The organism is Spirosoma aureum (genome assembly GCF_011604685.1).
Classification (GTDB): Bacteria; Bacteroidota; Bacteroidia; order Cytophagales; family Spirosomataceae; genus Spirosoma; species Spirosoma aureum.
Genome location: NZ_CP050063.1, coordinates 3,630,048 through 3,643,826, shown reverse-complemented (window position 1 = coordinate 3,643,826; position 13,779 = coordinate 3,630,048). Strand labels below are relative to the sequence as shown.

Below are 13,779 nucleotides of genomic sequence, written 5' to 3'. Positions count from 1 at the left end.
TAGATGTTTGGTTCCCATGCTATATGTTTGAGAAATACGCTACATACGATCTAGACGACTTCGTTCAGGACGGAGAATTTATTCGGTGGGTAAAATACCCTGACTCCGCAAATGATTTCTTTTGGTCTTCTCTTCTGGAAACGTACCCTTTTCAGCAGAAAACGGTTAACCAGGCCAGGCAAATCGTACTGAAACTAAGCACATCTACGTATACTGATGTTACCGAACAGGATGTGGACGAGATCTGGCAAAATCTTCAGCTTTCCATAAACCAGCCCGTTATCGTTATTCCGCTCTGGCAGCGGGCGTGGGTCAGAATCGCAGCGGCCATAGTCTTAGTAGTTGGGGGCGTAACCCTGTGGCAAATACGGCATGAACAAACAAATCAGGGATCAATCAGCCGTGAAGCTTATGGTGTGCTATCGGGTGATTTAACCCAGGTTTCGAATGAGGCAATTGACTCAATGATCATAAAACTGCCCGATAATAGCCGCATAACCCTATCACGGGGGGGTAAGATTCAGTATAAAACCAAGTTCATTAATTCATCAACTCGTGAGGTTTACCTCACCGGAGAAGCGTTCTTTGAGGTTACCCGTAATCCAAAGAAACCGTTCGTTGTCTATACGAATGAATTAATTACCAAAGTATTAGGGACAACCTTCTGGATAAAAACCAACACAGCAGGAAAACAGGTGTCTGTGATGGTAAAAACAGGTAAGGTGTTTGTATATGAGAAGATAAAAGAGGCTTCAGCAGGCCCATTGGCAGGAATGATTTTGTTGCCTAACCAACAGGCCAGCTATCAAACTGATTCGGATAGGCTAAGCCGGACGCTCGTCGACGATCCCTTACCTGTACTGCCGGAAAGTGAACTTCAGCCGTCGACATTTAATAATAAACCCGTTGCTGAATTATTCGATATCCTTGAAAAGTCATATGGCATAGAGATCCAGTTCGACAGAAACCTGCTCATAGACTGCCGGCTGACAACCTCGTTCATGAATGAGTCTCTGTTTCAACGACTGGACGTATTGTGCGAAGCGATTGGCGCCACGTATAAAATAGAAGGCACCCGAATCGTAGTAGACGCTAAACGATGTATGTAAAAAAACACGAGCGCTTATGATATAAACTATCCTGCTAACTAAAAGCCCGACGGTCGTAGCACCAAGACTTTTCCCTCCCCAGCTTATAGACGTATATCCATATCCGTTAGACGGATACAGGGAAGTTATTGCCTTTGCTAAAATCAAGAATGATTAAATTAATGAGAAAAGCTTGTGATTTCCTAAACTTCCGAATCCTGCTGAGACGCCTACTGATACCGATGGTTACAGTACTCGTTTTTACAAATTTTACCCTGGCCCGTAAACCAGGTACACAGGACTTACTGAGTAAGAAGATTACTCTTAAAATGGAGAATCGGAGTATGGCAGAAGTTCTATCCCAGATTGGGAAACAGCTTGACATCACGTTTACGTACCGGACCAAATTGCTGCCCGAACAGCCTGTCGTTTCGGTAAATTATCGGAACGACAAATTAGCGGATGTGCTTAAGCGGCTGCTTACACCGATCAGCATAAAATACCGGATCATTGACAAGCAGATTGTGCTATCGTCCAATGAAGTCGAACCAAACTCGTCGGCAACGGAACTTAACTTGGGCGCGGGCGCTACGGCTGACATTCCGATTACGGGAACGGTTACCGACGAGAAAGGCGAAAAACTGCCTGGCGTAAGCGTTCTGATCAAAGGAACTCAACGAGGTACGACCACCGATACCCAGGGAAAGTTTTCGCTTAGCATACCAGCCAAAGAAACGATTCTTATTTTTTCCTACGTAGGTTTTTTACCCCAGGAAATTACCATAGGAAGCCGGACAAGAATTGATGTGGTACTGAAAGGTGACGATAAGACCCTCGATGAAGTGGTAGTAGTAGGTTTTGGTACGCAAAAAAAGCAGAGCGTGGTGGGCTCTATTGTACAGACGTCGACTGAGGAGCTAAAAAGAGTGGGCAACGTAACTGACCTCAAACAGACGTTGACCGGAAACCTGCCGGGTCTGACAACGATTACAGCCAGCGGAGAGCCGGGCGGAACCGCCAGTGGAGAAAGCGCTACGTCGATTTTCATCCGTGGCCGCAATACCTGGAACGGGGGCCAGCCACTCATCATGGTAGATGGAGTTGAGCGAAACATGGAGAACATCGACGTGAATGAGGTCGCCACGATTTCAGTTCTAAAGGATGCCTCAGCCACAGCGGTTTTTGGAGTAAAGGGGGCCAATGGTGTCATTCTGATTACCACCAAGCGGGGGTCGGATTCTAAACCCCAGCTTGCCGTCTCGTATAATACAACGGCCTTATCGGTTTCGCGGCTGCCCGAAAAACTGGACTCCTACGAAGCGATCATGCTCCGAAACGAAATGATTGAGCGTGAAGGCCCTATCAACCCAGTTTCGTGGGGCGACTATGTACCGTATGAAGTGGCACTACGTTACCGGAAGCCGCAAAGCGATATTAACTCCATACTCTATCCCAATGTCGACTGGAAGGAAGCCATGTTCAAGGATGTATCCTGGTCGCACAAAGCGAATCTGAACGTAACGGGCGGGACCAAATTTGTCAAATATTTTGGATCGCTGGCGTATCTGCACGAGAGCGACATGTTCAAGAAATACGAGAATTACAAAAACTACGATCCAAGCTATAGTTTCAACCGGTTTAACTTTCGAAGCAACCTGGACTTTCGGGTTACCGGAACAACGACCCTAAAAATGAATCTGGCCGGTTATTACAGCCAGAAAAATACCAACTACTCGTTCGCAAGTGGTTCGTCGGGCACTAACCCACTTGCCTGGGCTGCAGCGTATCGGTTTCCGCCAGATGTCATTTTGCCGCAATATGCGGATGGAAGTTGGGGGCAGAATTATTCACTGCCGCCGGAGGCACTTCAAAACCCGGTTGCGTTAATTTATAATACCGGAGTCTGGCAGCGTCGTGAAGTAACGTTAAATACTGATTTTGCGCTCGAACAGAAACTGGACTTTATTACGAAAGGGCTCAGTATAACGGGTTTGTTGTTCTATGATAATAGCCTGCAAACCGTTGGCGGCATTACGGATCAGAACCACGTGCGCCCTGAAGGCAATCTGCTCGGAAAAATTGTTTATCCTGACCGGTACACCGGTGAAGGACAAGACCCCAGCCAGTACACAGAAACAACACCGGTTATTGCTGCCAATGCGTTTGACTGGGTGCCGAGCCAGTGGACAATTAACCCGGAAGAAGTATCCTCAACCTTTACAGGCTACCTGCCCATCCGGCGCCGACTGATGTATCAGTTGCAGTCGAATTATACGCGTTCATTCGATAAACACAATGTGGGAGCGATGGGTTTATTCAAACGCGAACAGTTCGCGCAGGGGAGTATGTTTCCAAGTTACCGCGAAGACTGGGTTTTTCGAACGACCTACGATTATGATTCCCGGTATTTATTTGAATTTAATGGTGCTTACAACGGATCTGAAAAGTTCGGTCCCGGCTATCGATTTGACTTTTTCCCCTCTTACGCATTTGGTTGGAATGTTACGAATGAAAAGTTTTTTAAAGTCTCCTGGATCAATCACTTGAAATTCCGCTACAGTGCCGGAACCGTAGGCGACGATGCCGGTGGGGCCAGATGGGCCTATCAGTCGCAGTATACTTACGGCAACTCCAGCCTACTGAATGCAAACCCGAACGAAAAAAGTCCTTATATCTGGTATAAGGAATCGATTGTCGGGAACCCGGATATTCATTGGGAAAAAGCCAAAAAAAACAATTATGGCGCTGAATTGGGCCTTTTCAATGACCTGATCCAGCTAAACGTTGACTATTTTACGGAAAACAGGACAGATATTATCATTACGGGAACATCCCGGGCGATTGCCCCCTATTTCGGAGCAACACCGCCTTCGGCCAATGGGGGCCAGGTAAAATCAAAAGGGTATGAACTGGAGCTAAAGGTAAATAAGCGGTTTCCCACCGGTCTAAACCTTTGGGGAAATTTCTCCCACACACACACCCAGAATAGCATAATAAATCGGGATGATCCGGCCTTACAGGTTGCCTATCAGAAACAGGCTGGCTACCAGATCGGACAAACCCGAAGCTTAGTGAATACCGGTTTTTACAACAACTGGGATGAAGTATTTTCCAGTGTTCCGCAGCAAACCAACGACCTGTCCAAGTTGCCCGGCTACTATAATACGCTGGATTACAATGCCGATGGTGTAATTACCAGCAATGATGATGCGGTGCCCTTTGGCCATTCCGACGTACCGCAGAATAATTACAACGCATCCATCGGTGCCAGTTACAAAGGATTCTCCGTCATGGTGCAATTTTTTGCCGTCAACAATGTGTCAAGGTATATCCCGCTGGACAACTTCTACCTGTATCAGAACGTACTTTTTTCGCACGTAAGGGATTACTGGTCAAAAGATAACCCGGATGCTACGTCCTTTCTTCCCCGATGGAAGTCGCCGGGCCAGTTTATTGGCAACTATTTTATCTACGATGGATCGTTTGTTCGGCTACGCACGGCCGAGGTTGCCTACAGTTTCCCGAAGACGGTTGCAAGCCGCCTGGGGCTTGGTTCGCTCCGGTTGTTTGTCAATGGCAACAACCTGCTCTTCTGGTCGAATCTTCCCGACGACCGGGAGTCGGCGGCTTCGGGTGGTGCTGCCAATGCGGGTGCTTACCCTACTCCACGGCGAATAAATTTCGGTATCGACTTAACTTTTTAACCAATAGGTCATGATCAGAAATAAACTGTACACACTCAGCCGTTGGCTGACAAGTTGTGTCGTGTTCATAGGGTTTATCTTCAGTGGCTGTGAGAGTTACCTTGACCGATCACCTGAGGCAACCATAACCGATAAAGATGTATTTGGAAGTTTTGTCAGCTTTCAGGGGTTTGTGGAGGAGATGTACAATAGTGTGGTCGACATTCATAAAGTACTGGGCGGAAATCAATATTATAATTTCAGTGCTTCCGACGAAGTGTTGTCTAATGTTCCGTTGCCCTGGGACGATGGCAACTACTGGAACCAGACGACGTTTCTATACGGTGCCAGCCCCAATTTTAACTACTATTCCAATCTTACCGGAATGCGAGTCTGGCCGTTTGCCTGGTACGCCATCCGAAAAGCGAACCTCGGTTTAAGTAATCTGGACTTGCTGACGGCTGCCAGCCAGGAAGAAAAAAACGCCATCAAAGGCCAGTGCCTGTTTTTTCGGGCCTTTTTTCATTTTGAATTAATGCGCTATTACGGTGGGCTTCCCTATGTTGATGACGTACAGAGTTCGTCGGAACCTCTCACCCTAGCCCGGCTTACATACCTGGAAGCAGCACTGAAAGCAGCTAAAGATTTTAAGGATGCCGCCGAATTACTGCCGCTGAAATGGGATGGAACCACCATGGGGAGTGCTACATTGGGCAATAATGCGCAGCGGATTACGAAAATTCATGCGCTGTCGATGCTGGGTAAAAACCTGCTATATGCCGCCAGCCCCATGATGAACGAATCGTCGACCGGACAGAATGCCTACGATACAGAATTGAGCAAACAGGCCGCTGATGTGTTTGCCGAAGTGATTAAACTCTGCGCGGAAACCGGTGTATACCGGCTGCAAACGTGGGCCACCTGGACGGATAATTTCTGGGTCTGGTCGCCTAGTAACCGGGATCGGCCGGGTGGTACCGAAGTAATCATGAACCAGACCGTTTACATTCCGAGTTATGTCCGGTTTACTACCAACCGCACCAGCAATCCAGTGCAGTTTGGAGCAGGCAACAACCGGGTTGAAGTGCCTACGCATAACTTCATTAAAAATTACGGAATGGCCAATGGCCTGCCTATCGATGACCCCGAATCAGGCTACAACCCTAACGACCCCTGGACCGGGCGTGACCCGAGATTTTATATCGACATTATTTACGACGGTGTGCGTTTGGTAGATAATGCCACCGTAGCAGCGGCTAAGCAGAATGAGTTTGCCCAGTTAGCCAATAATGGCATGCATCGGAATGGCACATCTGCCAGCAGCAATGTAGCCGGGAGTGTAACCGGTTACTTTTATAAAAAATGGACACCGAAAGGCTGCAATCCCTGGGATAATCGATGGGGGAATTTTCAGTCCTATCATCCGCAGATGCGCCTTGCCGATGTATACCTGATGTATGCCGAAGCCGTACTACATGGCTATGGATCACCAATGGCCAAAGCACCAGCGGGGACGCTAACAGCTGTCGATGCCATCAACACCATTCGCAATCGGGCTACATTGCCCAATCTGAACAGTAAGTACACGGGCTCAAAAGACGCCTTCATGAAAGAAATTATCCGGGAAAGGGCCGTTGAGTTCGCGTTTGAAGGTCATCGCTTTTTTGATCTGCGCCGGTGGAACATTGCCGGCAATCCAGAATACCTACAAAAAACGGCGATTGACTTTGATCGGGGCACGAACGGAAAACCCACCAATTTAAGGGAGCGGGTGGTGGTTACCCGGGTCTTTGAAAAGCGGCACAACTGGCTTCCTTTTCAATTGAAAGATACAAAGCTGTACGAAGGCTTTCCACAAAATCCAGGATGGTAACCCAGGGAAGTAATCGTTATTCCGTCTTTTAAAAAATTGAATCCCATGAAGAGAATATACCGATACCTGAGCTGCCTGCTGCTGTTTTGCCAGGTTGTAGCCGTGGCTCAGAAAAAAGCACCCGCGCCAATGGTGATCAAGTCGATTATTACGGACGAAAATGGCAAGCCAATTCCAAACGCAACCATCTATGGCAACGAAGGTATCGCCGTTAGCCGGACCGATGCCAGCGGGCAGTTTACGATTGCTATACCGACGCTGGGTGACTTACTTATTGAAGCTCCCGGGTTCGAATCGGCCGTGTTTAAACCCGGCGACTATAGTAATCAGGAAAAGCTGACGTTAACGCCATCGCCTTTCCTCTTCGGGCAGCGTGATGTTATCAACGTTGCGTTCAGCAAAATCAAAAAAGGCAATCTGGTGAATGCCGTAAGTGTGCTGAATACTGATGAACTCCGACAATTTGACAACACGCAGAGTATTTCTTCGGCACTAACCGGCCTGATTCCCGGCATGCTTGGCAGTTCGAATGTTCGCGGGATTGGCAGCCCCATGTTTGTGGTTGATGGTTTACCGCGTGATGTCAGCACCCTCAACCTGTCGGAGGTAGCGCAGATTTCGGTTCTTAAGGACATTAACTCGGCCATCCTGTATGGCAATGATGCGGTTAATGGTGTGGTGCTCGTGACAACCAAGCGCGGACAGGCGTATAAGAAACAGATCAATGCCACCGCTTTTTACGGAATCTCGCGACCTAGTGCGTTGCCGGAATATCTTTCATCGGCCGATTACATGGAATTGTATAACGAAGCGCGGGTAAATGACGGGTTGAGCGTACAATATTCGCCAGCTGTCATTCAGAATTTTAGAACCGGTAATACCTATCGATACCCTAGCGTAGATTATTATTCGGGCGACTATTTAAAAAAGCTCAGGCCTTTTTCACGAGCGATGGTCGATTTCTCCGGCGGCAACAATGTGGCAACGTACTATGCCAACGCTGGCTGGACCCAAACCGGGAGTTTGTATAATTTCGGGGAAGGCAAATCCATGAAATCCAACGTATTCAACGTACGCGGAAACATCGATCTACGGATAAGCCCCTGGATTAAAACTGCCCTGGATGCCGTTTTTGTCCTGAACGACAATGCCCAACCGCAGGGGAGTTTTTTCGCCAATGCCGCCACGCTCCGGCCGAACCTGTATTCACCCTTGATTCCCATCTCGCTGATCGATCCAGAAAACGCACTTCTCAAAGCCCGTAAAAATGACGTCGATGGAACGTACCTAATCGGCGGAACGGCTGCTTACCTGACCAGCCCCATAGCGTCTGGCTACGCAGGTGGGCAGAATGAGCAGTTACAACGGGTGTTTTCGTTCAACAACCGGATTGATTTCGATCTGAGCCGTTCGATTCCCGGACTGGCCTTTCATACTAACCTAAGTTTCGATTTCCTGACTCTTTACGATCAGTTTATCAGCAATAGCTACGCGGCATATGAACCAACCTGGTCTGACAAAGAAGACCGTATCGTTAGCCTTAAGAAGTATGGGGAAGATGTCCGTAGTGGAACCCAGAATGTCGGCAATGCATCATACCGGCGCCGGATCGGTTTTTACGGATTACTTGATTACACCAATACCGTAAACGATGTTCACCAGATTACCGGATCACTGCTGGCCTATCTGACCAGCGACAAAACGCAGAGCGATATCCAGGGGAACAAAAACGCCAACCTTGGTCTGCGGCTGGGTTACGGGTTCAAAAACAAATACCTGGTCGATTTCAGCAGTGCCTTTGTCAACTCCGTTAAGTTGCCGGAAGGCAACCGCACGGCTTTCTCGCCGTCGTTGGGGCTGGCTTGGGTAATGAGTTCGGAAGGGTTCATGTCGTCGTTGTCGTTTATCAACTACCTCAAAGTTCGTATGTCAGCTGGATTGTTGAATTCCGACAACGGCATCAGCAGTTTCTTTAACTATGACGAGCGGTATACGACCTCCGGTAGTTATTCGTGGTACGAAGGAACACGGTCGCGAACCGGCGTGGTCGCCCAGAACGGAGGCAATGCTAATCTGGCATTCGAAAAGCGTAAAGAACTTAATATTGGTTTTCAGAGTATGCTGTTTGGCAATCGGTTGTCGCTGGATGCCAATGTATTCACCAGTCTATACTTCGATCAGATTACCCGCCCCCAATCGATCTATCCAAGTTATTTCTCGTCCTTTATCCCTTATCAGAATTTTGAGAGCAGCACCTATAAGGGAGCTGAGTTAGGACTTTCCTATCGCGAGAACTGGGGCGACTTCAAGCTGGTAGTGGGGGCCAACGTGCTCTACGCTGATTCGAAGGTAAAAAAACGGGATGAGCTGTACGCTTCCAGCAATCGAAATCGCACCGATCAGCCTGTCGACGCTCGATTTGGACTGGTTTCCGAGGGATTTTTCAATAGCCGGAGCGACATTGATAGCCACGAACCGCAGGCATTCGGAACCATAAAACCCGGCGATTTGAAATACAAGGATCAAAACGGCGATGGTGTTATCGATGCCAATGATGAAGTTCGCATTGGACGGTGGCAGGCACCTTGGTCGTATGGCCTCAACCTGCGCCTATCTTACAAAAACCTGACGCTGTTTGCACGTGGGAACGGACGGATGGGTGCCGATGGCGAACTCTCGAACAATTACTTCTGGGTCGATGGCGATGATAAGTATTCGACATTCGTACTAAACCGCTGGACCGAGGCCACTCAGGCTACTGCTACCTTCCCCAGGCTGAGTTCTATTGCTAATACGAACAACTACCGAAGCTCAAACTTCTGGCTGTACCGCGATAATTACTTTACCATCGATCGGGTACAGCTCACGTATTCAGTTCCAGTTGAGTTGTCCAATAAGTTGAACATGAAAGGGTTTTCGATTTTCGCCGATGCGTCTAATCTGGTTATGATTTCGAAGTACCGACAGTTTAAGGAACTCAACATTGGTACCGAAACACAGTACCGATCCTATTCGCTGGGTCTAAACATCTCGTTTTAATTACTAAAAAAGACATGATGAGATTATTCATATATATTCTGTTTGTTCTAAGTACAGTTACCTTATGGTCTTGTGATCTGCTGGAGCCTGTGAATGACAATCATGCTACACTTGATAGGCTCTATAAGGATCCGGGTTTTGCCGAAGGCGTACTAATGACTGCCTACAATCGGATACCGACCAATAACCTCAGCTTCAATGACGTTGCCACCGATGATGCCGTGAGCAACAACAAGCAGAATGACTACCTCCGCATGGCTACCGGCCAATGGTCGGCGATCTATAACCCTGTAGATCAGTGGACAAATTGTATTTCAGGCATTCAGACCACCAATCAGTTTATCACCCTTATTGATACCGTTAACTGGAAGGGCTCGGTTCCTGAACTCAACTGGCTATATACCCAGCGCTTCAAGGGAGAAGCCTACGCATTACGTGCCTTGTTGCAATATCACCTGCTGGTGGCCGTTGCCGGGCCGGGGCCTGGTGGACAAATGCTGGGAATTCCGATCATTGACAAATTTCTGGATGGCAACACCGATTTCAATATTCCGAGGGCTACGTTTACGGAATCAGTAAACCGGATTTATGCCGATATCAATGAATCGATGAAGTACCTGACCATGAACGATTACCTGACTATCAGCAGTACCGCCCAATTGCCGTCGGGCTATGAAAAGGTATCGGTCAGTAACTATAACATTGTTTTCGGCTCCGAGCTTAACCAACGAATTTCGGCTCGGGTTCTCAGGGGGCTGCGGGCAAAAGTAGCGTTGCTGGCAGCCAGCCCGGCTTTCAATACGGACCCTTCCAAATGGGAGCAGGCGGCTAATTATGCCGGAGAGGTACTGAAAAGTGTCGGTGGCCTGACCGGGATCGACCCGGATGGAAACAAGTTTTACCAGAAAACTCTCGTAGACAAACTGAACGTATCAGCAGCCCCCCCAATCGATCAGAAGGAAATTTTATGGCGACGGTCGGTCGTTACGACGAATTCACGCGAAATGGCTAATTACCCCCCCTCCCTTTTTGGCAGAGGGAATGTTAATCCCACGCAGAATCTTGTCGATGCCTTTCCGGCTGCGAATGGATACCCAATCGACCGGGCAGAAAGCAAATACGATAAAACAAAGCCCTACGACAACCGCGACCCGCGCCTGCGCCAGTACATAGCCTATAATGGCAACACGGTTTCGGGAAAAACCATTCTTACGGGTGTAGGGGGTGGCATCGACGCGAAAGATTCGCTGGAAACCTCCACCCGCACGGGTTATTACCTGAAAAAGTTGTTGGTCGAAGAAGTCAATCTGAATCCAGTTTCGCCCACAACCCAAAAACATTACGAAGTACACATGCGCTACACGGAGTTGTTCCTGATGTATGCCGAAGCCGCCAACGAAGTCTGGGGCCCGACGGGTGCCGGTGCCTGGGGATACTCGGCAAAGGACGTGATTGGTGCGATACGCAGCCGGGCGGGTATACCCAAAGCAGACCCCTATCTGGCCAGTATTTCAACAAAGGAAGAGATGCGGCAGCTCATCCGGAATGAACGTCGGCTGGAGCTTTGCTTTGAGGGGTTCCGGTTCTGGGATTTGCGCCGGTGGAAGGCCGATTTAACTGAAACGGCAAAAGGAATCAATATCAACAAAACGAATTATACGGTTGTCGATGTCGAGCACAGGGCGTATAAGAATAACTTCATGCACTATGGCCCTGTTCCCCAGACCGAGATTGTCAAATATCGGGCACTCCAGCAAAACCAGGGCTGGTAAAGGTTTTTTTCAACAGGATTGTTTCTATTCTGATCAATAAATCCAGAAAATCCTGTTAATCCTGTCGAAAAAATGAATTTATCATAATCCAGTGGTAAATCATTATCATCTGAAATTCGGAAAAACCATTACAAGCGATCCGACATGAAAAAAATATTGCTACTACTCGTTTTACTGGCTGGATTGTATGCCTGCAAAAATCAGGAAATCATTTTCCCGGATTATGACTACACATCGGGCTATTTCCCCTATCAGTACCCCATCCGAACGCTGATCCTGGGCGACTACATCTACGATAACACCAACGACAACAATCATAAATTCCTGATCTCGGCAGCGATGGGTGGGGTGTATACGAATACAAAAGATCGGATCTTCAAAATTCAGGTAGACAATAGCCTTTGTAATCAGGCAAAATTTTCCTCTACCAATCAGCCCATGTACCCCCTGCCCGAAAAATATTACACGCTGAGTTCGAGAGATCAGTTGGTTATCCCGGCGGGTGAATTTAACGGAAACATTGCGGTACAACTGAAAGATGATTTTTTCGATGATACGCTGGCCATTAAACTGGCGTATGTTTTGCCAGTACGGATCATCGAAGTGATCGGCCTTGATTCGTTGCTCAAGGGCAAACCATCTGTGACGCAGCCCGATCCCCGAATTGTCAGCAACTGGCAGGTGGCGCCCAAGGATTTCACCATGTTCGCCGTCAAATTTATAAACCCATTTCATGGCGCTTATTTCCGCCGGGGCAAAAGCATGGTAAAAAACGCGGCTGGGCAGGAAATTGAATCGACTACGTATCGAACCCAATACATCGAGAAAAACGAGGTGTGGAACCTGACGACAAAAAGCAAAAATCAGGTCACGATGGCTGGCAATCTGAACTCTACGGCCATAAAAGGAACATTGAGCTTACTATTGACCTTTACCGGCAATGACTGCGTGGTTCAAAGCACGGCCGGTTCCGCTTTTCAGGTGACCGGCAAAGGCAAATTCCTCGACGATGCCGACGAGTGGGGTAATAAAAAACGTGACGCCATTCATCTCACGTATCAATTCCAGCAAGGCGCGAATACCTACTCAGCAACAGATACGCTGGTCATCCGCGACCGGGGAGTAGGACTGGAGGTTTTTCAGCCGGCAATCACCAAATAAGATATAATCTACTGATTTACAACATAATACGTTATGAAGAAACAAGTGCGACGATTGTTTTCGACGATCCTCCTGACCGGCGTTATCACTCAACTGTATGGCCAACCGGCTGGAAAATCGATCAGCGTTGGGGCCTATTATTACGACGGGTGGGGCGGTAAAAACCCAAAAGCCGACGACCCGAACGAACCCTGGGCGAAAAATGTCCCCCGGCAGGTTACCAAACGGATGCTGAATGAATTTGCCGACCGCGAACCAGTGTGGGGTTGGCGAAACGATTCGCAGGAAATCATGGAACGCCAGATCGATCTGGCGGCTGACAACGGCATTGAGTTTTTTCTTTTTTGCTGGTACTGGCGCGATGCCAACGGCCCGTTCAACCCGGAAAAAATTGCCTCCCTGCCTCAGCACGAAAGCATGCAGCGTTATCTGAAGGCAAAAAATAAGAACCGGATCAAGTTTGGGCTTCTGGTTGCGAATCATCAGGGCGCTGAAATTACCGGTACTGAAAACTGGCAAAAAGCAACCGAGTACTGGATGCAATATTTTAACGATCCTCAATACGTTAAGGTTGGGGGTAAGCCAATGGTTGTTGTTTTTAACGCGAAGGGAATCGAAAATGTTGACCTTGCTGGCATGCAGCAGGTAGCTCAGAAAAGCGGGCTGGCCGGCCTGATGATTGCCGGTTGCGGCAATACGACGGGAAAGAACTTTGATGTAGCCACCCACTACAACGTTATTCCGGGCTATTCGGCAGGTTCACAGGAACACCCTTATAGCGAACTGGCCGATGCACAACGTAGCAAGTGGCAGGGGTCAGCGCAACAACCCTACATTCCGACCGTGATTGTGGGCTGGGATAAACGCCCCTGGGAGGATGCCAGCGGCAATGGTAAAGGGGGGGCCAGGCAGGGTTGGTATTATACTGGTCGCACACCCGAACAGTTCCGAACATTCCTGAGCGATGCCGTTTCGTGGATGGAAACGCACCCAGAACAAACTCCCAAAGAACGAATGGTATTGATCTACGCCTGGAACGAACTCGGAGAAGGCGGCTACCTGGTACCGACCAAAGCCGACCCTACTGGGAGCTACCTGAAAGTTGTTCAGGAGGTCGTCTCCAAACAGAAAAAATAAAACCCGGAATACCTTGATACAAATAG

The 13,779-nt window shown here is 48.4% G+C and carries 7 protein-coding genes; all 7 read left to right on the top strand.

The window, feature by feature from the left end; translation table 11 throughout:
* Positions 1-23 precede the first annotated feature (23 nt).
* Positions 24-1,109, top strand: a complete 1,086-nt coding sequence (locus tag G8759_RS14170; RefSeq protein ID WP_167208992.1) for a FecR family protein — start codon at positions 24-26, stop codon at positions 1,107-1,109.
* 221 nt (positions 1,110-1,330) lie between these two features.
* Positions 1,331-4,792 (top strand): TonB-dependent receptor, encoded by a 3,462-nt coding sequence (locus tag G8759_RS14165; protein WP_167208990.1) that lies wholly within the window; start codon positions 1,331-1,333, stop codon positions 4,790-4,792.
* A 10-nt stretch (positions 4,793-4,802) separates the two neighbouring features.
* Positions 4,803-6,644 (top strand): RagB/SusD family nutrient uptake outer membrane protein, encoded by a 1,842-nt coding sequence (locus G8759_RS14160; protein WP_167208988.1) that lies wholly within the window; start codon positions 4,803-4,805, stop codon positions 6,642-6,644.
* 45 nt (positions 6,645-6,689) lie between these two features.
* Complete coding sequence (locus tag G8759_RS14155) at positions 6,690-9,683, top strand: SusC/RagA family TonB-linked outer membrane protein (RefSeq protein WP_167208985.1); 2,994 nt, start codon at positions 6,690-6,692, stop codon at positions 9,681-9,683.
* 14 nt (positions 9,684-9,697) lie between these two features.
* A complete protein-coding gene (locus G8759_RS14150; RefSeq protein WP_232074252.1) occupies positions 9,698-11,455 on the top strand; it encodes a RagB/SusD family nutrient uptake outer membrane protein in 1,758 nt (585 codons plus the stop codon).
* Between the two features lie 144 nt (positions 11,456-11,599).
* Positions 11,600-12,616 carry a DUF5627 domain-containing protein gene (locus G8759_RS14145; RefSeq protein WP_167208983.1) on the top strand — a complete coding sequence of 339 codons (1,017 nt, stop codon included), beginning with the start codon at positions 11,600-11,602 and terminating at the stop codon, positions 12,614-12,616.
* 33 nt (positions 12,617-12,649) lie between these two features.
* Complete coding sequence (locus G8759_RS14140) at positions 12,650-13,753, top strand: glycoside hydrolase family 99-like domain-containing protein (RefSeq protein WP_167208981.1); 1,104 nt, start codon at positions 12,650-12,652, stop codon at positions 13,751-13,753.
* The last annotated feature ends 26 nt before the right edge of the window (positions 13,754-13,779 follow it).